The 22,560-nt window shown below is 36.1% G+C and carries 18 protein-coding genes; 12 read left to right on the forward strand and 6 right to left on the reverse strand.

Annotated elements, in window-relative coordinates; genetic code table 11:
* Window positions 1-105: 105 nt before the first annotated feature.
* Entirely contained in the window at window positions 106-2,355 is a 2,250-nt protein-coding gene (gene katG / locus L1S35_RS10775; protein WP_236400526.1) for a catalase/peroxidase HPI, read from the forward strand.
* Between the two features lie 53 nt (window positions 2,356-2,408).
* On the opposite strand, the gene L1S35_RS10780 is transcribed toward katG, so the two are convergent.
* Window positions 2,409-2,783 carry a DoxX family protein gene (locus L1S35_RS10780; RefSeq protein WP_236400528.1) on the reverse strand — a complete coding sequence of 125 codons (375 nt, stop codon included), beginning with the start codon at window positions 2,781-2,783 and terminating at the stop codon, window positions 2,409-2,411.
* A 97-nt stretch (window positions 2,784-2,880) separates the two neighbouring features.
* Entirely contained in the window at window positions 2,881-3,774 is an 894-nt protein-coding gene (locus L1S35_RS10785; RefSeq protein ID WP_236400530.1) for a DUF4349 domain-containing protein, read from the reverse strand.
* A 202-nt stretch (window positions 3,775-3,976) separates the two neighbouring features.
* Here L1S35_RS10785 and L1S35_RS10790 point away from each other — a divergent pair, with 202 nt between their 5' ends.
* From L1S35_RS10790 to L1S35_RS10810, 5 genes are all read left to right on the forward strand, one after another.
* A complete protein-coding gene (locus L1S35_RS10790) occupies window positions 3,977-5,260 on the forward strand; it encodes an anthranilate synthase component I family protein (RefSeq protein WP_236400600.1) in 1,284 nt (427 codons plus the stop codon).
* A 22-nt stretch (window positions 5,261-5,282) separates the two neighbouring features.
* Window positions 5,283-6,590 (forward strand): tRNA lysidine(34) synthetase TilS, encoded by a 1,308-nt coding sequence (gene tilS, locus L1S35_RS10795; protein ID WP_236400531.1) that lies wholly within the window; start codon window positions 5,283-5,285, stop codon window positions 6,588-6,590.
* Window positions 6,590-8,584 carry a protein-disulfide reductase DsbD family protein gene (locus L1S35_RS10800; protein WP_236400533.1) on the forward strand — a complete coding sequence of 665 codons (1,995 nt, stop codon included), beginning with the start codon at window positions 6,590-6,592 and terminating at the stop codon, window positions 8,582-8,584. The genes tilS and L1S35_RS10800 overlap by 1 nt, the downstream gene beginning before the upstream one ends.
* A gap of 101 nt (window positions 8,585-8,685) precedes the next feature.
* Window positions 8,686-10,479, forward strand: a complete 1,794-nt coding sequence (locus L1S35_RS10805) for a hypothetical protein (protein WP_236400535.1) — start codon at window positions 8,686-8,688, stop codon at window positions 10,477-10,479.
* 71 nt (window positions 10,480-10,550) lie between these two features.
* On the forward strand, window positions 10,551-12,311 hold the full coding sequence (locus L1S35_RS10810; RefSeq protein ID WP_236400537.1) for an Ig-like domain-containing protein: 1,761 nt from the start codon (window positions 10,551-10,553) through the stop codon (window positions 12,309-12,311).
* Window positions 12,312-12,344: 33 nt separating this feature from the next.
* On the opposite strand, the gene L1S35_RS10815 is transcribed toward L1S35_RS10810, so the two are convergent.
* The gene (locus L1S35_RS10815) at window positions 12,345-12,869 is read right to left on the reverse strand and encodes a DUF7935 family protein (RefSeq protein ID WP_236400539.1); all 525 of its coding nucleotides are present in this window, start codon (window positions 12,867-12,869) and stop codon (window positions 12,345-12,347) included.
* A 169-nt stretch (window positions 12,870-13,038) separates the two neighbouring features.
* On the opposite strand from L1S35_RS10815, the gene L1S35_RS10820 reads away from it, so the two are divergent.
* Entirely contained in the window at window positions 13,039-15,363 is a 2,325-nt protein-coding gene (locus L1S35_RS10820) for a UvrD-helicase domain-containing protein (RefSeq protein ID WP_236400602.1), read from the forward strand.
* Window positions 15,364-15,434: 71 nt separating this feature from the next.
* Window positions 15,435-16,055 carry an L-threonylcarbamoyladenylate synthase gene (locus L1S35_RS10825; protein WP_236400541.1) on the forward strand — a complete coding sequence of 207 codons (621 nt, stop codon included), beginning with the start codon at window positions 15,435-15,437 and terminating at the stop codon, window positions 16,053-16,055.
* A 103-nt stretch (window positions 16,056-16,158) separates the two neighbouring features.
* Here L1S35_RS10825 and L1S35_RS10830 read toward each other — a convergent pair whose 3' ends face one another.
* The 3 genes from L1S35_RS10830 to L1S35_RS10840 all read right to left on the reverse strand — a co-directional run bounded on the left by L1S35_RS10830 (window position 16,159) and on the right by L1S35_RS10840 (window position 18,543).
* Window positions 16,159-16,995, reverse strand: a complete 837-nt coding sequence (locus tag L1S35_RS10830) for an OmpA/MotB family protein (protein WP_236400543.1) — start codon at window positions 16,993-16,995, stop codon at window positions 16,159-16,161.
* An 84-nt stretch (window positions 16,996-17,079) separates the two neighbouring features.
* Entirely contained in the window at window positions 17,080-18,069 is a 990-nt protein-coding gene (locus L1S35_RS10835) for a glycosyltransferase family 2 protein (protein ID WP_236400544.1), read from the reverse strand.
* A 12-nt stretch (window positions 18,070-18,081) separates the two neighbouring features.
* Window positions 18,082-18,543, reverse strand: a complete 462-nt coding sequence (locus L1S35_RS10840; protein ID WP_236400546.1) for a type I restriction enzyme HsdR N-terminal domain-containing protein — start codon at window positions 18,541-18,543, stop codon at window positions 18,082-18,084.
* Window positions 18,544-18,597: 54 nt separating this feature from the next.
* On the opposite strand from L1S35_RS10840, the gene holA reads away from it, so the two are divergent.
* The 4 genes from holA to L1S35_RS10860 all read left to right on the forward strand — a co-directional run bounded on the left by holA (window position 18,598) and on the right by L1S35_RS10860 (window position 22,557).
* Window positions 18,598-19,602, forward strand: a complete 1,005-nt coding sequence (gene holA / locus L1S35_RS10845) for a DNA polymerase III subunit delta (RefSeq protein ID WP_236400548.1) — start codon at window positions 18,598-18,600, stop codon at window positions 19,600-19,602.
* Between the two features lie 203 nt (window positions 19,603-19,805).
* On the forward strand, window positions 19,806-20,864 hold the full coding sequence (locus L1S35_RS10850; protein WP_236400550.1) for an NAD(P)-dependent alcohol dehydrogenase: 1,059 nt from the start codon (window positions 19,806-19,808) through the stop codon (window positions 20,862-20,864).
* Between the two features lie 91 nt (window positions 20,865-20,955).
* Window positions 20,956-22,239, forward strand: a complete 1,284-nt coding sequence (locus tag L1S35_RS10855; protein ID WP_236400552.1) for a metal-dependent hydrolase family protein — start codon at window positions 20,956-20,958, stop codon at window positions 22,237-22,239.
* Window positions 22,240-22,374: 135 nt separating this feature from the next.
* On the forward strand, window positions 22,375-22,557 hold the full coding sequence (locus L1S35_RS10860; protein WP_236400554.1) for a CAL67264 family membrane protein: 183 nt from the start codon (window positions 22,375-22,377) through the stop codon (window positions 22,555-22,557).
* Window positions 22,558-22,560: the final 3 nt, after the last annotated feature.

Below are 22,560 nucleotides of genomic sequence, written 5' to 3' on the forward strand. Positions count from 1 at the left end.
TTTATAAATAGTAATATATAATTAAAAACTATTACAAAAGATGACAGTTATCATTAGATTTGGATTTTAAAAAATGTAATTTTATACCAAAATAAATCATACAACATGGGAAATAATGAATCTCAGGGCAAATGCCCTTTTAATCACGGAGCCTCAAAGGAAACAGCGGGTAGCGGAACCAGAAATTCAGACTGGTGGCCTAATCAATTAAAATTAAATGTACTGCGTCAGCACTCTTCTTTATCAAATCCAATGGATGATGGGTTTAATTATAAAGAAGCTTTTAACAGCCTTGATTTTGAAGCTTTGAAGAAAGATCTTCATGCGTTGATGACAGATTCACAAGATTGGTGGCCTGCAGATTTTGGTCATTATGGAGGTTTGTTTATACGAATGGCATGGCACAGTGCCGGAACCTACAGAGTTCAGGATGGACGAGGAGGAGGAGGTCAGGGACAACAACGATTTGCACCACTTAACAGTTGGCCGGATAATGTGAATCTTGACAAAGCTCGTCGATTGTTATGGCCAATCAAACAAAAATACGGTCGTAAAATATCATGGGCAGATTTGATGATACTTGCCGGTAATGTAGCACTTGAATCTATGGGATTCAAAACTTTTGGCTTTGCCGGTGGAAGAGAAGATGTATGGGAAGCTGATGAAGCCGTATATTGGGGTTCGGAAACGCTTTGGCTTGGAGGAGACGAACGTTATGCACATGGTTCTGAAGGGGTAGCAAAGCATGGTGTGCTTGTATCTGAAGATAATGCCGATGGAAATACGCATTCCCGTAATTTGGAAAATCCATTGGCAGCTGTACAAATGGGATTGATATATGTTAATCCTGAAGGACCGGATGGAAATCCTGATCCAATTGCGGCCGCAAAAGATATCCGCGATACATTTGGCCGTATGGCTATGAATGATGAAGAAACAGTAGCTTTAATTGCAGGTGGTCATACATTTGGTAAAACCCACGGAGCTGCTTCTGCTGATAATGTTGGCAAAGAGCCTGAAGCTTTAGATTTAGAGCACCAGGGATTTGGATGGGTAAACCAGTATGGTAGGGGTAAAGGTTCGGATACTATTACCAGTGGGCTTGAAGTAACCTGGACAAAAACACCTACACAATGGAGCAATAACTTTTTTGAAAATCTTTTTGGTTTCGAATGGGAATTAAGCAAAAGTCCGGCTGGTGCACAACAATGGGTAGCGAAAAATGCAGAAGCAATTATTCCGGACGCTTTTGATGCTTCGAAGAAACATTTGCCAACAATGCTTACAACTGACCTTTCGTTGAGGTTTGATCCGGCTTATGAAAAAATCTCCCGTCGTTTTCTTGAAAATCCGGATCAGTTTGCTGATGCTTTTGCAAGAGCATGGTTTAAATTGACGCATCGTGATATGGGGCCACGTGACCTTTATTTGGGTCCGGATGTGCCGAAAGAAGTATTACTATGGCAAGATCCAATTCCGGCACTTAATCATGAATTGATTGATGCCAATGATATCGTTTCTTTGAAAGGTAAAATTTTAGATTCAGGACTTTCGGTATCTCAATTGGTATCAACTGCCTGGGCTTCGGCTTCAACTTTTCGCGGTTCCGACAAACGCGGTGGTGCCAATGGTGCCCGTATTCGTCTTGCTCCACAAAAATATTGGCAAATAAATAATACGCCATTAATTACAGAAACTTTGAGTAAATTGGAAGATATCCAAAAAGCATTCAACGATTCTCAAACCGGTGGTAAAAAAGTATCACTGGCTGACCTTATTGTTTTGGCTGGTTGTGCCGGAATTGAAAAGGCTTCAGGACAAAATGTTCCGTTCACAGCAGGCCGTATGGATGCAACTCAAGAGCAAACTGATGTTGAATCTTTCGCCTATTTAGAGCCAAAGGCTGATGGTTTCCGTAATTATCGAAAAAAATCATCTGTGCTTACAGAAGCATTGTTGATAGATAAAGCGCAATTGCTGACACTTACAGCAACAGAGCTTACAGTTCTTGTTGGCGGTATGCGTGTATTGAATACTAATGCAGATGGTTCGGCACACGGTGTATTTACAAAAAACCCGGGACAATTGACCAATGACTTCTTTGTGAATCTTCTTGATATGAATACGGCCTGGAAAGCAATTTCAGAAGAAAGAGAATTTTATGAAGGTACTGATCGCAACACAGGAGAACATAAATGGACTGCAACCCGTGCTGATTTGGTTTTTGGTTCTCATGCAGAACTAAGAGCTATTGCTGAGGTATATGGTAGTAGTGATGCTAAAGATAAATTTGTAAAAGACTTTATTGCAGCCTGGAACAAAGTAATGAATCTTGATCGATTTGATTTAGCATAATTCAAACAGATTAAATAAAATAAAAATGCCTCTCAAAATGAGAGGCATTTTTTTTATGGAGTAAAAACCGATTTATAATTATCCCAATAGCGATAAATTAAAAACAAGTTTGCTAAAAATAGAGCAATTGCAATAGGCAATGTTTCCGGTGCTAAGAAATAATTAATCAATAAAATGTTCAAGGTAACAGGAAGAATAACAATATTAGCCAAGCTTACATATTTACCGGTCACATAAGATAAACCAGCCAGCAGTTCTACCGCTTTTGCCAAAGGCATTAAATAGACAGAGGCTACGAGACCCAATTGGAAAGCTTTAAAATCTCCGGTAGTAACAGGTTCAGGTGTTAAGTGTAAAAAATAACTTACCGATGCAAATAGGAGAAAAAGTCCTATCAATACTCGAATGACAATAGTCGCAATTTTCATAATTGTTGAAGTTTTATTGGTTTGTCTATCAAAGTTAAATAAAAAATACCAAAGGTTTGTACCAATGGTATCTATTTTACAGTCAAGTTACTAACTATTATTTCTTTACAAATTTTCTATAGGCAAAAACTCCTAAAACAGCTATTAATAGTATTGCCCAAAGTTGTACAATAAACGCAATTATAGCTTCAAACATAAACCAACCCGTTTTCAGACTATCCAAAATTTGCAATCCAATATGTGGACGATACGCATTAATGTTTTTTTCATTGGCGACAATTTCCTGCAAAACGCTTTCTCTTTGATATAAATACAAGGTCACTGTACTGTAATTTACTTGGTCTTCCAAACTAAGATTCTTCAGAACCGTTTCATCGTTTTCTGTTTGTCTGCCTAGCAATTTATCTTCTGCATCAGTGATTTGATTTAGTTTTTTGCCTTTGGTATCAATGCCTTTTTCCAGTCTTTTTTGATGTGAAGCCAAACGTTTTTGTGCCATTTTATTAGACAGCAACTGCAGCGCTACATCATCGGCTTTTATCAATCGACTGTCGAGAAAGGCAACTTCTTTGACCATCGATTTTAAAACAGTATCTAATTGGGTGTTTGGGACGCGAAGGGTGATGGTATTGTCAACAGTGTATCTCGTAGTTTCGAGTGTGCTGTCCTGACTGATTTTGGTTTCCGATTTTTCGTTGATGTTGCTTTTCAAATCAGTGAAGGTTACAAAGCCGCCATTTTTTGAGACTATGTTTTCAATAGCATAAGTCGATTTAGCAACATTTTTTACTTTGAATTTTAAATCGGCGGTTCGTACAAATTTCCGATGACTTTCTTTTTTCTCCACAGCAGCATTGGAAGAGATTGTTGATTCTACAGCTGTAGTGTCAGTTGCAGCTTCGGCAGCTTTATCAACTGCATCAGCTTGTTTACACGCAAAGGCAAGTCCAAATAAGAGCAATGCCAAACCAAGTTTTGTTCTGTTTTTCATTTTACATTCATTTTAAATAGTTATCAATAGTTACAATTTCAATTTCAAAAAGCGAGTGTAGTTTTCTATCAATAGTTTTAAAATGAATTACTTGTTAAATGTTATTTTGTTCCTACTAAAAAGTGTGCCAAAATTTTCATTTAGTTCCTTTCCAACAGCCAATTATTTTATTGTAATTTTGAGTGCCATAAAAACCATGTCATTGAGAACTATACTTTCGAAAAAAATTGACAATCCTGAAGTGTTCAAAAACCAATTATTGCGTTGGTCACAGCAGTTTAGGGAAGTTATTTTTTTAGATTCAAATAATTATCATCAGAAGCAATCCAGCTTTGATTGTGTGCTGGCTGTGGATGCTTTTACTTCGATAAAGACCGATTATCATAACTGTTTTGAGGATTTAAAACAATACCAGCAGCAAGCTAAAGATTGGCTGTTTGGTTATTTATCTTATGATATAAAAAATGACATAGAAGAATTGCATTCCAACAACTTTGATGGCTTGCATTTTCCCGATTTATTTTTCTTCCAACCAAAGAAATTGTTTCTGCTAAAAGGGAATGAGTTAGAAGTTCAGTATTTGCGCTTATGCGATGATGAAATAGAATCTGATTTTGATGAGATAAATCAGTGTTCAGTTTTCAATGTTCAGCACTCAGAAATTGATATTAAGCAACGTATTTCAAAAGAAAGTTATATTTCGAAAGTCAACAACATGCTTGGACACATTCATCGTGGCGATATTTACGAAGCAAATTTCTGCATGGAATTTTATGCCGAAAATGCCACTATCGAGCCTATTGAAATCTATCAAAAACTTAATGCCATTTCCAAACCACCATTTGCAATATTCTTCAAGAATAATAAGCAGTATTTGCTTTGTGCTTCGCCCGAACGCTATTTAAGAAAAGAAGCAAACAAAGTCATTTCGCAACCCATAAAAGGAACAGCCAAACGCTTTTCGGATGAAACGTTGGATAATAATTCAAAAAATGCTTTACAACAAAATCCAAAAGAACGTTCTGAAAATATCATGATTGTCGATTTGGTTCGCAATGATTTATCACATACAGCCATAAAAGGAACTGTTGCCGTAGAAGAATTGTGTGGCATTTACACGTTTGAGCAAGTGCATCAAATGATTTCTACAGTTGTTTCCAAAGTTGAAAATACAACTTCTCCGGTAGAAATTCTAAAAACGACTTTCCCAATGGGAAGCATGACTGGCGCGCCTAAGATTTCGGCTATGAAAATTATCGAAGAACTGGAAGAATCAAAACGTGGTTTGTATAGCGGTGCAGTTGGTTATTTCACACCGCAGAATGATTTCGATTTTAATGTCGTTATCCGAAGCATACTATATAATGCCGCAGCAAATTACGTTTCGTTTTCGGTTGGAAGCGCAATCACATCGCAATCTAATCCCGAACAGGAATATGAAGAATGCCTGCTGAAAGCCAAAGCCATGTTTGAAGTTTTGAGTTAAATTAAAATAACTACTTTTGAATATGCTCACAAAATTCCAAAATCATATCAATCACAATCTTCCTTTTCTAAAAGGGCAGCAACTCCTTTTGGCAACAAGCGGAGGCATTGACAGTATGGTTTTGTTGCATTTGTGTCATCAGTTAAAGTTGGATATCAGAGTTGCGCATTGCAATTTTCAACTGCGCGGTGATGAAAGTGATGAAGACGAAAAGTTTGTAAAAGCACAATGTGAAAAGTTGGATGTTCTATTATTTGTAAATCACTTTGACACTAAAAAATTTGCAGAAAAACAAAAGCTATCCATTCAGGTTGTAGCCCGAAAACTGCGTTATGATTGGTTTAATACACTTTTGATAAATAATGATTACGATTATATACTAACGGCACATCACTTGGATGACAGCTTAGAAACGGTTTTAATCAATTTTACACGTGGTTCCGGATTAGATGGTTTGACCGGAATTCCGCAGCAAAACGGAAATATCATTCGTCCGTTATTGCCATTTTCAAGAAATGAAATCGAGGCTTTCGCCAAAGATAATAATGTTGAATGGCGAGAAGACAGTAGTAATGCATCTGATAAATATTTGAGAAACAAGTTACGTCATGATGTGATTCCGATTTTGAAAGAACTCAATCCAAGTTTACTGGATTCTTTTGAAAATACGGTTTCCAGCTTGCAACAGGCAAAATCACTTGTCAGTGATGCTTCCCAAATGGTGTACAAACAAGTTGTTTCAGAAGAAGACACTATCAAAATAGATATTTCTAAATTATTGAAATTTCAAAATCACAAAGCTTATTTATACCAATGGTTGTCCGAATATGGCTTTACAGATTGGGATGCCGTTTATGATTTAATTGAGGCACAATCAGGGAAGCAGGTATTTTCGGAAACGCATATTTTATTAAAAGACAGAAATCATTTGATTTTATTTCCGAAACAAAATGATAGTGAACCAATTCATTTCTGGATAAAAAAAGACCAAAAAGAAGTTAAATTTCCCTTAAAACTTGCCTTTTGTAATGTAAATGACATTTTGGTTCAGGCAACTAATACTATCTTTGTCGACGAAGATAAACTTCAGTTTCCGTTGGAAATCAGAAAATGGCAGGAAGGCGATTGGTTTTATCCTCACGGAATGAACGGAAAAAAGAAGCTCAGTAAGTTTTTTAAAGACGAAAAATTTTCTTTACTGGACAAATCAAATACCTGGCTTTTATGTTCTGAAAATCAAATTGTTTGGATTGTTGGAAAAAGACAGGACGAGCGATTTAAAGTTGTTGAAAAGACGACAAAAATTTTAAAAATAAATTATACAGCCTAATGAAGAAAGTACTATTTTTTCTTTTTAGTTTTTTGGCTTTAGCCAATTTAAATGCGCAAATTGTAAAGCCGGTAAAATGGACTTCCAAAGTTGAAAAAATTTCTGATTCCGAATTCAATTTGGTGATGGAAGGAAAGATTGACCAGGATTGGCATGTGTATTCTCAGTTCACACCAGCTGATGGTCCATTGCCAGCCGAATTTGATTTTAAGGATGCAAAAGGCAACTATGAATTGGTTGGGAAAGTTAAAGAAAGCCCATATAAAAAACAGTTCAATGATGTTTTTGGTGTCGATGAATATTACTTTGAAAAGAATGTCACCTTTACGCAAAAAGTAAAAATCATTAATGCTAAACTTACTTCTATAAAAGTCAAAATTGATTACCAGGTTTGTAAAACGGCTTGTATCAATGACAATATGAGTTTTACGTTTCAGTTACCAAATACAGGCCAGGTTCCTGAAGAAACAGTGACTAACATATCAGAAACTGATACTGCAAGTTCATCACAATTCACGGTTAGTGAAACTGCCAAACCAGAAACAAAAACTGTTGCTGAAGCTCCGAAAAAAGAAGCGCAAAGAGGATTGTGGACCATTTTCTTTTTAGCCTTTTTGGGAGGTTTTGCGGCCTTGCTTACACCTTGTGTTTTTCCAATGATCCCAATGACGGTTAGCTTTTTTACCAAGCAAAGTAAAAATCCCGGACAGGGAAAAAGAAATGCTATTCTCTACGGAATTTCAATCATTGCGATTTATGTTGTTTTAGGATTAGCAATCACAGGTATTTTTGGTGCCGATGCTTTGAATGCCTTGTCAACAAATCCATGGTTCAATGTGTTTTTCTTTTTGCTTTTAGTCGTTTTTGCCGTTTCTTTCCTTGGTGCTTTTGAAATTATGCTGCCGAATTCCTGGGCAAATAAAGTTGACAGACAAGCCGATAGAGGTGGAATCATTGGAATCCTTTTCATGGCTTTGGCTTTGGCTATTGTTTCCTTTTCCTGCACAGGACCAATAGTCGGAACGCTTTTGGTAGAATCAGCTTCTAAAGGAGGCATTGCGCCAATCGTTGGAATGCTCGGTTTTTCTTCTGCTTTAGCATTACCATTTATGCTTTTTGCGATGTTTCCAAGTTGGATGCACTCGTTACCTAAATCGGGTGGCTGGCTGAATACCGTGAAAGTTTCTTTAGGCTTTTTAGAATTAGCCTTAGCGTTTAAATTTTTATCCAATGCCGATTTGGTTTTGCAATTACATTTATTAGAAAGAGAAGTTTTCCTGGCGATATGGATTACTATTTTCGGAGTTTGGGCTTTGTATTTATTAGGAAAAATAGCGACACCACACGATAGCCCGATTACCCATATTTCTGTTGGAAGATTATCTTTAGGATTGCTCGTTTTGGCATTCACCATTTATATGATTCCCGGATTATTTGGTGCACCTTTAAAATTAATCAGTGCTTTTCCACCACCACAAACCTATAGCGAAAGTCCAACCCGATTTTTCGGGAATAGTTCGGCTTCATCTAAAAATGAATTGCCTGATGGTGCAGAAATCGGCCCACACGGCTTAACGGTTTTTACCGATTATGAAACTGGTTTAGCTTATGCTAAAGCCATAAACAAACCTGTTATGCTTGATTTTACTGGCTATGCTTGTGTCAATTGCCGTAAGATGGAAAACAATGTTTGGTCGGATGAAAATGTTTTGAATGTATTGAAAAATGAAGTTGTTTTGATTTCGTTATATGTTGACGATAAAAGAGAATTGCCTAAAAATGAACAAACAGTTTCAAAAAAAACCGGCAATGAAATTACCACGATTGGCGATAAATGGACGGAATTTATTATTACAAGATATCAAACCAATACGCAGCCTTTCTATGTTTTAATCGATTTAAAAGAAGAAAAACTGAATGCTCCAATAAGTTACACTCCAAACATCGATGACTATTTTGCTTGGCTGAAAGATGGTATTTCAAAATTTAAATAAACAAACGAATCCTGATGAAAATCGGGATTTTTTATTTTTATTATTTTTCTGACGCAACCAAGTTGTTATATTAATATCTTTATAATGTCAAAACAAACATTATGAAGCAAATACACTCTCTTTTATGTTTACTACTTCTGGTAGTTTCATTCACCGCTTGTGAATCCAATGATGATTCTAACAGTAATAGCCAAAATGACGACACCTTTGCCCAAAACTTTGGGAATGCGGCTTCAAAGGATTTCATAGGTCAGGTTGTTGATATCGATAATCATCCCATACAAAACGCTGAAATTAAAATTGGAACTTCTACAGTTCAAACGGATATCAATGGTGTTTTTATAATCAATGGCGCAGACGTTCATGAGAAGTTTGCTTATATCACCGCGACAAAAGCCGGTTATATTGATGGTTCTCGTGCTATGGTTCCCACTTCTGGAAAAAATAATGTCAAAATAATGTTGATACCAAATGCGCCAATACAAACAATTCAATCGGGAGTTGAAAGCGAAGTGGCATTACCTTCTGGAACCAAAGTTAACTTTGACGGTGAATTTCAGGATGAAAACGGAAATTCCTATTCAGGAACAGTAAGCGTATCCATGTTTCATTTATTGCCAAGTGATGATAACATTGACAAGCTAATGCCCGGAATGTTATACGCTCAAACCAAAACCAATCAGGAAGCAGTGCTCGAAACTTTCGGAATGTTAAATGTAGAACTTCGCGGAAGTGCCGGACAAAAGCTAAATATCAAGGAAGGCCACACTGCTGAAATTACCTTAAAAATAGATGACAGTCAAACAGCAACAGCTCCAGGTTCAATTCCGCTATGGCATTTTGATGAAGCAAAAGGCTATTGGAAAGAAGATGGTTTTGCGACTAAATTGGGGAACAAGTATGTTGGAGAAGTTTCACATTTTAGCTGGTGGAATTGTGATATCCCAAACTCTTCAATCCGATTGACAATTACAATTCTTGACATCAATAGTAATCCACTTCCTAATGTCCGTATAAATATTTTAAATCCTGTCGGATTTCATGCCAACGGATCTACTGAGGATAATGGACAACTAAGTGGAATATTGCCTGCTAACCAAACATTAACCTTGAATGTAATTACGGATTGTGGAATCATTTACACCACTACCATTGGTCCATTTACTAGCGATACCGTTTTGCCAACTATAAGTATAACAAATTCACAAGCAGTTTCAACAAGATTAAACGGGACAGTGAAAAAATGTGATGGGACTAACGTTACTAACGGTTATGTTTTGATGCATTATGGTACAACAGATGTTATTAAAGCAGTTACTAATGGGACTTTTAATTTTACTAATATAGTTTGTAGTGACAATAATCAATTCACTTTGGAAGGTGTAGACTTTGATAATTGGCAGACAACAGGAAATATAAACTTTACATTTACGCCACCAATAACAGATGTTGGTCAATTGACTGCCTGTACTTCTAGTTCAGAATTTATTACTTATCGAATTAATGAAGGAGAAACTTATTTAATAACTTCAGAAATTTCAGCAACTAGTAATGTCATTTTATCAAATGGATTTAACGCACAAATTTATATTAGAGGAGGTTCCAATAATTCATTTGATCCATTGATTTTTTTAGGATGTACCGGAACTATTCCAGGAAGTTATGTTTTGCCAAATAGTTTTTTAAACGCAAGATATATTAGTATAACTCCAGGTATATGGACAGCTACGCTAATATATTATAATAATCTCAATCCGATTAATGAATTAACTATAACTATAAATAGCTATGGCGCTGTTGGTGAATATATTGATTTTACTTTTTCAGGTGTTTCACTATATTCAGGTCTTTTGTACCATATTACAGGAAGCGGACATGTAATTCGAGATAATTAATCAAATGTAATACAAAGCAAAACTCAATTGAGAAAGATTTTATTTTTTATAAAAACCAAACTATAGCTACTATGACCAAATTCAAATTATTCCTCGCCTTAACTTTTGTTTCTGTTGCTTTTATAAGTTGTGATCCAAGCGATACTAATGGTTCATCTCAAAATGACGATACTTTTGCCCAAAACTTTGGCAATTCAGTTTCAAAAGACTTTATAGGACAGGTTGTTGATATCGATAATCATCCCATACAAAACGCTGAAATTAAAATTGGATCCTCTACAGTACAAACAGATGTCAATGGAGTTTTTATAATTAATGGAGCAGCTGTTCATGAGAAGTTTGCTTATATCACCGCGACTAAAGCAGGTTATATTGATGGTTCACGAGCTATGGTTCCGACATCAGGAAAAAATAATGTGAGGATTATGCTGATTGCCAACACTCCATTGCAAACAATACAATCCGGAGTTGATAGCGAAGTTGCATTACCATCAGGAACCAAAGTTGCGTTTGATGGAGAATTTCAGGATGAAAACGGGAATGCTTATTCAGGAACAGTAAGCGTTTCAATGTTTCATTTATTGCCAAGTGATGAAAACATTGACAAGCTAATGCCCGGAATGTTATATGCCCAAACCAAAACCAATGAAGAAGCTGTTTTGGAGACTTTCGGAATGCTGAATGTGGAACTTCGCGGAAGTGCCGGACAAAAATTAAACATCGAACTGGGACATAAAGCAGAAATCACAATGAAAATTGACGATAGTCAAACAGCAACTGCTCCAAATACAATTCCACTATGGTATTTTGATGAATATAGAGGTTATTGGAAAGAAGATGGTGTTGCCAGGAAGATTGGGAATAATTATGTTGGTGAAGTAAGTCATTTTAGTTGGTGGAATTGTGATGTTTTCTCATCGGTGGTTAGTTTAACTATTACTATTGTTGATATTAATGGCAATCCTTTGTCGAATGTTGGGGTTGGGTTGGTAGTAAATGCAACAAATTTCAATTCCTATACTTCTTTTACAGATAATCAAGGTCAAATAACCGGAATGATTCCAGCCAATCAAACATTGACATTAAATGTTTTTGATATTTGTGGTAATCCTAGTTTTACTACTCAAATCGGACCTTTTACTGCCAATACGGTTCTTCCAACTATAACTTATGAAAGTTCTTCCACACAAGCTGTTAAAATTGAAGGATCTTTTGTAAAGTGTGATGGGACATTAGTTACTAACGGATATGTTATGTTATTTAATGGAAGTCATTTGCTAATATCAGAATTAGATTCTGGGAATTATAGTTTTTCTACATTAGCCTGTAGTTCGTCAAATGTTTTCGAAGTAGAAGGCTGTGATATAGAAAATTATCAATCCACTGGCAGGATAGCCTATAATTTTAATTTCCCTGTAACAAATATTAATCAACTACAATCTTGCGATGCGGTCAGTGAGTTTGTTATCTGTAAAATAGATAATATAGGACCGAGACTCTTTACTTCTACTTTTAATACGCAATTAATTACTAATGGAACTAATGTTGGTTTTGACATAATACATTCAGCTGGGGAATTATTTGCAATTTCATGGTCTAATCCAACTTTTACATCCGGAACTTATACAAATAATAATTTCCAAATGCAGACCGCTTATGAGGGATTAGGATTTATGGCATATGTAGGATTTACGAATAGTGTAATGGTTTATAGGGTTAATAAATTCGGGCAAGCTGGGGACTATATTGATATAACTTTTGATGGTACTTTTGATAATTTCAGCGGAACTCATACTATAAGTGGTATGGTGCATGTCATCCGTGACAACTAATCAACAAAAAAGCCCCAATAATCAGTGCTTTTTCTACCCTAAAACTTCCGCAACCTCATTTTTTAAATAAGCCAACGCTACTGTAGTGGCAGATTGTCCATCAAGCAGATTGCTTAAAATCTTTTCCCTTAATTGGTCTGCAGTGGTAACATTTTCATCCAAAGCTGTTTTTCTGATATTTTGAATGATGGTGTTTTTTGCGGTTAAAAGCATCGTCCACAGTTCGTTGGTAATATAAACCTGTTGCGTGATGTTATGCTCGTATTCCTGCTCAATGTGATGAATCAGAAGGTTTTGATAATCAACTTTATTGTCACTTAAAGGCGCCACACGAATCAATAATTTTGCCGGATTGATACGTTCTAAAAACAAAGCCAGTCTTTCATACGCCTGCAAACGCAATGGTAATGAATGTTTCTGATTTTCTCGTTGCAATAACCAGCGTCTTGTATTTTGCTGATCTTTAAAGTAATTATCAAACAAATAATAGGCTACACCACCAGTTATTAGTGACGGAATAGCATACATTAGTAATTCTAAAATTTTATCGGAGTTCATAATTGAAATTGATTTATAATTTTATTCCGTCAGTTCGAGTGTTCCGATTTTTAATCGGAAAGTATCGAGAACTTGACTAAAATTGTTGACAAATATAATAGAAATACCCGTAGAATTTATTGTAATTCAAAACGAGTAATCATAAATTTGAGCATTCTCAAAAATGATGATAGAAAAATATATCTCCCAACTTAACGAAGCCCAGCAGCAACCCGTTTTTCAGAAAGACGGCCCAATGATTATCATTGCCGGCGCAGGTTCGGGAAAAACCCGTGTGCTGACGGTTCGTATTTCCTATTTGATGAGTTTGGGTGTGGATGCATTTAATATTCTGGCATTGACGTTTACCAACAAAGCCGCACGCGAAATGAAAAAGCGGATTGCTGATATAGTCGGAACAAATGAAGCCAAAAACCTTTGGATGGGAACGTTCCACTCGGTGTTTGCCCGAATCTTAAGAAGCGAAGCAGACAAATTAGGCTTTCCTTCTAACTTTACCATTTATGATACTCAGGACAGTGTTCGATTGATTTCGGCGATAATCAAGGAAATGCAATTGGATAAAGATATTTATAAGCCCAAACAAATTTTGGGCAGAATCTCATCGTATAAAAATTCATTGATTACGGTTAAAGCATATCTCAACAACCCCGAATTACAGGAGCAGGATGCCATGAGCAAAAAGCCGCGTTTGGGTGAAATCTATGCCAATTATGTAGACAGATGTTTTAAAGCCGGCGCAATGGATTTTGATGATTTGTTATTGAAAACCAATGAACTCTTGAATCGTTTTCCTGATGTATTGGCAAAATACCAAGACCGATTTCGATATATTTTGGTCGATGAGTATCAGGATACCAATCATTCGCAGTATTTGATTGTACGGGCGTTGAGTGATAGATTTCAAAATATTTGCGTGGTTGGAGATGATGCTCAAAGTATTTATGCTTTCCGAGGAGCCAATATCAATAACATTCTCAACTTCCAAAAGGATTATGAAAATGTAAAAACCTATCGATTGGAGCAGAATTATCGTTCTACTAAAAACATTGTTGAAGCCGCCAATTCAATTATCGATAAGAATAAAACCAAGCTCGATAAAATTGTTTGGACTGCCAATGATTTTGGTCCAAAAATAAAAGTTCACCGCAGCATTACTGATGGGGAAGAAGGCCGATTTGTTGCCGGTGAAATCTTTGAACAAAAGATGCGCAACCAAATGCTAAACGGTCAGTTTGCGATTTTGTACCGTACAAATGCACAATCCAGAGCGATGGAAGATGCTTTGCGCAAGCGTGATATTCCGTATCGAATTTATGGTGGTTTGTCTTTCTATCAAAGAAAAGAAATCAAAGATGTACTTTGTTATTTGCGTTTGATTATCAATCCAAAAGACGAAGAAGCTTTGGTGCGTGTGATTAATTATCCGGCACGTGGAATTGGAGATACAACTATCGAAAAACTTACGGTTGCTGCCAATCATTACAAGCGTTCCATTTTTGAAGTGATGGAAAACATCGATAAGATTGATTTGAAATTGAATTCGGGAACCAAACAAAAACTGGAAGATTTTGTGACGATGATTAAGAGTTTTCAAGTCATTAATGAACAGCAGGATGCTTTTGTTTTAACGGAGCATGTTGCCAAAAAAACAGGCTTAATACAGGAACTCAAAAAAGACGGAACGCCCGAAGGCATTGCCCGAATTGAGAATATAGAAACCTTAATGGGCGGAATCAAAGATTTCATCGAAGGACAAAAAGAAATTGACGGGGCACGTGGTGCTTTATCCGAGTTTCTGGAAGATGTAGCATTGGCAACCGATTTAGATCGTGACACCGGCGATGACGACAGAGTAGCTTTGATGACGATTCACCTGGCAAAAGGATTAGAGTTTCCGTATGTTTTTGTAGTCGGAATGGAAGAAGATTTGTTTCCGAGTGCGATGAGTTTGAACACAAGAAGTGAGCTTGAAGAAGAAAGAAGATTATTCTATGTTGCCTTAACCCGAGCCGAGCATCAGGCATATTTAACCTATGCGCAATCACGTTACAGATGGGGAAAATTGGTCGATAGCGAACCATCCCGTTTTATTGAAGAAATAAAAGATGAATATCTTGAATATTTAAATCCGATGGATACAGGTTATCGGTATAAACCAAGTATCGATTTAGATATTTTCGGTGATATTGATAAATCCAAACTGCGATTAGCCAAACCAACAGCAGGAACACCTCCAAAAAAATACGGAGATGAACCTGTTTCATCCGCGAATATTCGTAAATTGAAACCAATTGGCAATGCACCAAGTAACACCAATTTATTTGACAGTAAATTAACTATAGGAAATGTTGTTATTCACGAGCGTTTTGGTAAAGGTCAGGTCGTAAGTCTGGAAGGTGCAGGAGCAGACAAGAAAGCCGAAATTAAATTTGAAGTAGGAGGAATCAAAAAGTTACTGCTTAGATTTGCGAAACTCGAAGTTATAGGATAGTTTCAAGTTTTGGGTTTCAAATTGTTTTTTAAAATGAAACTATTGAAACCTGAAACAAAATAAACAAAAAAATGGCCGAATTCATAAAAATATACGAAGACAAACCTAGCGAAGCAGCTATCAAAAAGGTAGTTGATGTTTTAAAAAGTGGCGGTTTAGTAATTTATCCGACCGATACCGTTTATGGTTTGGGTTGTGATATTACCAATACTAAAGCTTTGGAACGCATTGCCAAAATCAAAGGCATCAAGCTGGAGAAAGCCAATTTCTCTTTTGTCTGCAGTGATTTGAGTAACCTATCTGATTATGTTCGTCAAATAGACACATCCACTTTTAAAATTCTGAAACGAACATTACCCGGACCATATACATTTATTTTGCCGGGAAATAACGATTTGCCAAAAGAATTCCGCAAAAAGAAAACAGTCGGAATCAGGATTCCCGATAATAATATTGCGCTCGAAATAGTAAAACTATTAGGCAACCCAATTGTGTCAACTTCCATTCACGACGATGACGAAGTACTAGAATATTCAACCGATCCGGAATTAATATTCGAAAAATGGCAGCACTTAGTTGACTTGGTAATTGATGGCGGTTATGGAGATAATGTCGGTTCGACTATTATCGATTTATCGGGTTATGAGCCGGTTGTTATCCGTGAAGGGAAAGGCGATCCTGATATATTTTAGTAATCAGTCTCAGTCACAGTATACAGAATTGTTAAATACAAAAAAAAACGTCCCAAGAAATTGGGACGTTTTTTTATAAACTGTGACTGAAAACTGCGACTGCCTACTTTTTCTGGTTCTTCATTTCTTTTTCAATCATTTCGTAGAACTCATCAATTTTTGGTAAAACTACAATACGTGTTCTTCTGTTTTTAGCTCTGTTGTCAGCTGAATTGTTATCTACTAACGGAATAAATTCGCTTCTTCCTGCTGCGATTAACTGAGATGGTTTAACACCTAAATCTTTTGTCAATACTCTGACAATTGCCGTTGAACGTTTAACACTCAAATCCCAGTTGTCTAGTAAAACTGCGTTTCCTGTAAACGGAACGTTATCAGTGTGACCTTCAACCATGCATTCAAATGTTGGTCTGCTGTTGATTACTTTAGCAACTTTGGCTAATACTTCTTTAGCTCTGTCACTCACAACATAACTTCCGCTTTTGAACAATAATTTATCAGCAATCGAGATGAAAACAACTCCTTTATCTACATTGATTTCAATATCCGGATCAGAAATTCCAACCGAGCTTTTTAAACTGGTAACCAAAGCCAGGGTAACACTGTCTTTTCTGGTTAAAGCATCTTGAAGACGTGAGATTTTCAAATCTTTTTCTTTTAAACTTTCCAATGATTTTTCCAGATTTTGAGCACCTTTTGTACTTAACATGGTCATTTCTTTAGTGCTGTTAATCAAATCAGAATTGTTTTGTTTTAAGTAATCATTTTGTTTAGAAAGTGCTTCCTTTTCAGATAAACACAAATTCAATTTCATCGTTGTTGAATTCAATAAGTCTTGGCATTCTTTGTTTTGTGCTTCCAGAGCTGCAATTTTTTTCTTTGTGCCACAAGAGGTTAGGGTAAGGGCAAGTAACGAGAGTGCAAAAATTACTTTTTTCATAGGATAGGGTAATTAAAATTTTAACAAAAGTACGGATTATTTTAGATTACAAGAGTGCGTTTAAATGATAAACTCTTGTTAAAATCACTTTTCAAATATAGTGCCGTTCTTCAGAAAATAGCGGTAGACAATGCTTTTCGAATGATAATAGTTTTCAAGTTGAACAGTTTGTCTTTTCTTTAATGTTTTGTTTATCAGATGGTAAAAATGAAAGTGAGCTTTCATAATTGCCCAACAATGAATAAATTTTCCTTTAAAAATAAATTGAATTCCCGCAATGCCATCAAGAATAAGACGAATTAAAAGTATGAGGAACAGCTTGTTTTCGGGTAAATTTTTAGTTAGCATAAGAAGAGAATTTCTAAAATTCAGAAAAGTCTTTTTAGGATTGCTTTCATGCAATGTGGCGCCACCAACGTGATAGACTACAGATTTTGATACGTATTTAGCCTTGAGACCCAAATTAAAAGCCCTCCAACATAAATCAATTTCTTCCTGATGTGCAAAAAAATCAGCATCGAAACCATTTAGTTTTCGGTATACTTCTTTTCGGATAAAAAAGCAGGCACCGCTTGCCCAAAAGATTTCTAACTCATCATTATATTGACCGTTGTCTTTTTCAATGGTTTCAAAAATGCGGCCTCTGCAATACGGATAGCCATATTGATCTATAAAACCACCAGCCGCACCAGCATATTCAAAGTATTCTTTGTTTTTATAATCTAAAATTTTGGGTTGGATGATTCCAATATTCGCTTCTGAATCAAAAACAGAAAGAATAGGAGCAAGCCAGTTTTGAGTAACTTCAATATCGGAGTTTACTAATGCATAATATTCTTCTTCAACTTGTTCTAACGCCAAATTATATCCATTGGCAAAACCATAATTCCCATCATTTTGAATAATAGTAATCGTTGGAAACTTTTCTTTTATAACAGCAATCGAATTATCTGTCGAAGCATTATCGGCAACATAAATTTTAGCTTCATCGGAAAACGCAACAATAGAAGGCAAAAACTGCTCTAATAGTTTAGCTCCATTCCAGTTCAGTACAACTACGGCTATTTTCTTCAAAAGTGAATTTGGTTATTTGGTTATTTGGTTATCTGAAAATTCGGGTAATTCTTCGAGAAAAACATACTGTTCTTTCTCGAAGTCCATTTGACAAAAGTAATGATTTAGTCCATTGGTTACCATTAGATACTTCGCTTTTAGTACCAAGTTGTAACGTGCAATTTGATCAAATGTTTCCTGTGTGATTTTAACTTCTGGTGCTTTGCATTCTATTAGTAAAAACAGCGTTCCGTCTGGCTGAAAAACTACAATATCATAGCGTTTACTTATGTCATTGACTTTGACTAACTTCTCAACGTTGATATATGATTTAGGATATTTTTTTTCCTGCAATAAAAATTGAACAGTGTGTTGACGAACCCATTCTTCGGGTGTTAGAATGATAAACTTTTTCCTGATGTCATCAAAAATTGACACTTTATTTTCACTATTTTTGAAGCGAAACGAAAAGGACGGAAAATTCAGTTTTTGCATTCAACAAATCTATTATCAAATAAACGAATAACCAAATAACCAAATAAACTTATTTTGGAAGAGGTAGTAAAAATAATTAACGACATCAAATCAGGAAACATCAAACCTATCTATTTTTTGATGGGTGAAGAACCTTATTATATTGATAGAATTACCGAATATTTGGAAGATAACCTTTTAACAGAAGACGAAAAGGGCTTCAATCAAATGGTGCTTTATGGTCGCGATACTACTATTGATGATATTGTGGCAAATGCCAAGCGTTACCCAATGATGGCAGAACGCCAAGTGGTAATCGTTAAAGAAGCACAAGAATTATCCAGAACGATTGATCAGTTGGAGAAATATGCCGAAAATCCACAGCCAACTACAGTTTTGGTTTTTGCTTACAAATACAAAACGCTGGACAAACGAAAGAAAGTGACCAAAAACCTTGAGAAAAACGGATTGGTTTACGAAAGCAAAAAAATGTACGACAACAAAGTAGGCGAGTGGATTAAGCGCGTTTTACAAGGCAGAGGTTATGGCATTGAACCCAAAGCAATGGCAATGCTTGTCGAGTTTCTTGGAAATGATTTGAGTCGGATTGCCAACGAATTAACCAAACTAGAAATTATTCTGCCAAAAGGAAGTACAATTACACCACATCATATTGAAGAAAACATTGGATTCAGTAAGGATTTCAATGTGTTTGAATTCAGAAAAGCCATTGGTGATAAAAACCAATTTAAAGCTTATCAAATAGCCAATTACTTTGCACAGAACCAAAAAGACCATCCAATTGTTATGACCAATGGATTAGTGTTTAGTTTCTTTTCGGCTTTGCTGCAATATCACGGTTTAAAAGATAAATCTCCTGGCAATGCCGCCAAAGTCTTAAAAGTAAGTTCATATTTTGTAAATGACTATATTGCTGCAGCACACAATTATCCAATGAAAAAAGTTAGCGCCATTGTTGCAAAACTTCGAGATATTGATGTAAAAAGCAAAGGTGTAGGTGCAAATGCTTTGCCACAAGGCGATTTGCTGAAGGAAATGCTGGTTAGCATCTTTAATTAAAATGCCTACCACAAAAAAAGCGAAACACTCCCGTCTTTCGCTTCTTCTGTCATAATTAGCAACAATTATGATATTATCTTATAGTAAAGCTACAAACTTCCTATTTGAGCGGCAATACATTTAACATAGCTTTAATGAACATTATAAATTAAAGACTAAATTTGTATGACATCAAATAAAATAACATCAACTGAAAAATAAACATGGAAACAACAAACGTAAAAGCCTTCGGTACAGATAGTACCACAGCACCATTAAAAGAAATGAATATCCAGCGAAGAGTAGCTTTGCCAAAGGATATTGAGATTGAAATTATGTATTGTGGAGTTTGTCACTCCGATTTACATACAGCAAGAAATGATTGGGGTTTTACTACATATCCTGTAGTTCCGGGTCATGAAATTGTTGGTAAGGTAACAAAAGTTGGAAGCGACGTAAGCAAGCTGAAAGTTGGCGATTTTGCTGCTGTTGGCTGTCTTGTAGATTCTTGTAGAACTTGTAGTAGTTGCAAACAGGATTTGGAGCAATATTGTTTAAACGGTTGGGTTGGAACTTATGGTGGTCAGGATAAGCATTTAGGTGGATTTACGCATGGTGGTTATTCTGAAAAAATTGTTGTTGATGAAGACTTTGTTTTAAAAGTACCTGCCAATTTAGATTTGGCTGCAGTGGCACCACTTCTTTGTGCCGGAATCACAACCTGGTCACCGTTACGTCATTGGAATGTTGGTAAAGGGAGTAAAGTTGCCGTTGTAGGATTAGGCGGATTAGGTCATATGGCAATTAAATTAGCAAAAGGATTAGGTGCCGAAGTAACGCTGTTTTCAAGAACTCCTGACAAAGAAAAAGATGCAAAAGATTTGGGTGCAGATACTGTAATAATTTCTACAGATGAAGCTCAAATGGCTTCCGTTGCCGGTAAATTTGACGTGATTATTGATACTGTTCCTTATGTTCATGATGTAAATCCGTATGTTGGAACTTTAGCTGTTAGCGGGACTTTGGTTATTGTAGGTTATTTAGGTGGATTAGAACCTATTTTAAATACAGTTCCATTGATAATGGGCAGAAAATCGGTAGCCGCTTCTTTGATAGGAGGAATAGCCGAAACTCAAGAAATGCTAGATTTTTGTGGCAAACACAATATCGTTTCCGAAATTGAAATCATCAAAATGCAGGAAATCAACGAAGCTTATGAAAGGATGCTGAAGAGCGATGTTAAGTATCGTTTTGTTATCGATATGGCTTCACTTAAAAGTTAAAAAAGCAATATACATTTACTAAAAGACACATTCTTTTTAAGAGTGTGTTTTCTATTTTTTATCTTTATCATTCTAATCAATTAATTCACCAATGAAAAAACTATTCTTCCTCAACATTCTATTAACTGCCCTTAGTCTGCATGCGCAAGAAACTTACATCCAATGTGGTAAACTTATTGACACCAAAAGCGGAAAAGTACAAACAAACAAAACGATAATTGTTTCGGACAAAATTATCAAAAGCATTCAAGAAGGCTTTGTCAACCCAACAAATACAACAGACAAAGTCATAGATCTCAAAACCAAAACCGTAATGCCGGGCTGGATTGATATGCATGTACACCTTGAAGGAGAGACTAGTCCAACTGCATATTTAGATGAATTCAGTCTCAACGATGCCGACATTGCATATGATGCAGAAGTCTTTGCTAAAACTACTTTATTGGCAGGTTTTACAACTGTAAGAGACTTGGGAGGAACAGGGGTTAATGTATCACTTAGAAATGCTATTAAGGCTGGTAAAGTAATCGGACCAAGAATCTTCACAGCCGAAAAGGCAATAGGTTCTACAGGTGGTCATGCCGACCCAACTAACGGCTACAGAAAAGATTTGATGGGTAATCCCGGTCCAAAGGAAGGAGTTGTTAATAGTATAGAAGATGCCCGTCAGGCTGTACGTCAGCGTTATAAAAATGGTGCTGATTGGATAAAAATTACAGCAACTGGTGGTGTTTTGAGTGTGGCGAAAAGTGCCGGTAATCCACAGTTTACCCAAGAAGAAATTGAAGCAATAGTTTCCACAGCAAAAGACTACGGAATGAAAGTAGCTGCTCATGCTCATGGAGATGAAGGGATGCAACGGGCCGTTAAAGCCGGAGTTAGAACCATAGAACACGGTACTGAAATGAGTGATACTACAATGGATTTAATGATAAAATACAATGCCTATTTAGTACCAACAATCACAGCCGGAAAGGCCGTTGAAGAGAATGCTAAAAAGCCTAATTATTATCCCGCTATAGTTGTACCTAAAGCCTTGGCTATCGGGCCAAAGATTCAAGGGACTTTTGCCAAAGCCTATAAAAAAGGAGTGCCAATTGCTTTCGGAACAGATGCCAGTGTTTTTGAGCACGGATTAAATGCTCGTGAATTCATCTATATGACCGAAGCCGGAATGCCAATTATGAAAGCATTGCAATCTGCTACAATTACTAATGCGTTGCTTCTTGATATGGATAAACAAATTGGTTCAATAGAAGTTGGCTATCTTGCCGATATCATTGCTACAAACGATGACCCAACACTTAATGTTGCAACAGTAAATGATGTTGTTTTTGTAATGAAAGAAGGAGTCGTTTATAAAGTAACCAAGTAAACAGTGTAAGATTTAAGAAACTTGTAATTGCTTCGCCAGTTCCCAAAATAAAATGTTTTTATTTTGCTCGGGTCGTAATTTCTAATTCGTAATTTTTGATTAGATTTGGTTTTCCAAAATTAAATAGTATAAAGCATGGGAATGAATAAAAATACCGTTTTAGGTTGGGCTACTTTAGTTATGATTATCATGGGATTGGTACTTATTGCATTAGGAGCTTTCCGCTATGATGAAACAGCCGGATGGGGATTTGGTGCGGTAGGTGTTGGCTTTTTAGCTAATGCATGGGTGTATAGTTCTTTAAAAGGGCGCTTATAAAGG

Source organism: Flavobacterium anseongense (genome assembly GCF_021608185.1).
GTDB lineage: Bacteria > Bacteroidota > Bacteroidia > Flavobacteriales > Flavobacteriaceae > Flavobacterium > Flavobacterium anseongense.

Coding starts and splice junctions, on each gene's coding strand:
- katG (WP_236400526.1), top strand. CDS start 106: ATGGGAAATAATGAATCTCAGGGCAAATGCCCTTTTAATCACGGAGCC.
- L1S35_RS10780 (WP_236400528.1), bottom strand. CDS start 2,783: ATGAAAATTGCGACTATTGTCATTCGAGTATTGATAGGACTTTTTCTC.
- L1S35_RS10785 (WP_236400530.1), bottom strand. CDS start 3,774: ATGAAAAACAGAACAAAACTTGGTTTGGCATTGCTCTTATTTGGACTT.
- tilS (WP_236400531.1), top strand. CDS start 5,283: ATGCTCACAAAATTCCAAAATCATATCAATCACAATCTTCCTTTTCTA.
- L1S35_RS10800 (WP_236400533.1), top strand. CDS start 6,590: ATGAAGAAAGTACTATTTTTTCTTTTTAGTTTTTTGGCTTTAGCCAAT.
- L1S35_RS10805 (WP_236400535.1), top strand. CDS start 8,686: ATGAAGCAAATACACTCTCTTTTATGTTTACTACTTCTGGTAGTTTCA.
- L1S35_RS10810 (WP_236400537.1), top strand. CDS start 10,551: ATGACCAAATTCAAATTATTCCTCGCCTTAACTTTTGTTTCTGTTGCT.
- L1S35_RS10815 (WP_236400539.1), bottom strand. CDS start 12,869: ATGAACTCCGATAAAATTTTAGAATTACTAATGTATGCTATTCCGTCA.
- L1S35_RS10825 (WP_236400541.1), top strand. CDS start 15,435: ATGGCCGAATTCATAAAAATATACGAAGACAAACCTAGCGAAGCAGCT.
- L1S35_RS10830 (WP_236400543.1), bottom strand. CDS start 16,995: ATGAAAAAAGTAATTTTTGCACTCTCGTTACTTGCCCTTACCCTAACC.
- L1S35_RS10840 (WP_236400546.1), bottom strand. CDS start 18,543: ATGCAAAAACTGAATTTTCCGTCCTTTTCGTTTCGCTTCAAAAATAGT.
- L1S35_RS10850 (WP_236400550.1), top strand. CDS start 19,806: ATGGAAACAACAAACGTAAAAGCCTTCGGTACAGATAGTACCACAGCA.
- L1S35_RS10855 (WP_236400552.1), top strand. CDS start 20,956: ATGAAAAAACTATTCTTCCTCAACATTCTATTAACTGCCCTTAGTCTG.
- L1S35_RS10860 (WP_236400554.1), top strand. CDS start 22,375: ATGGGAATGAATAAAAATACCGTTTTAGGTTGGGCTACTTTAGTTATG.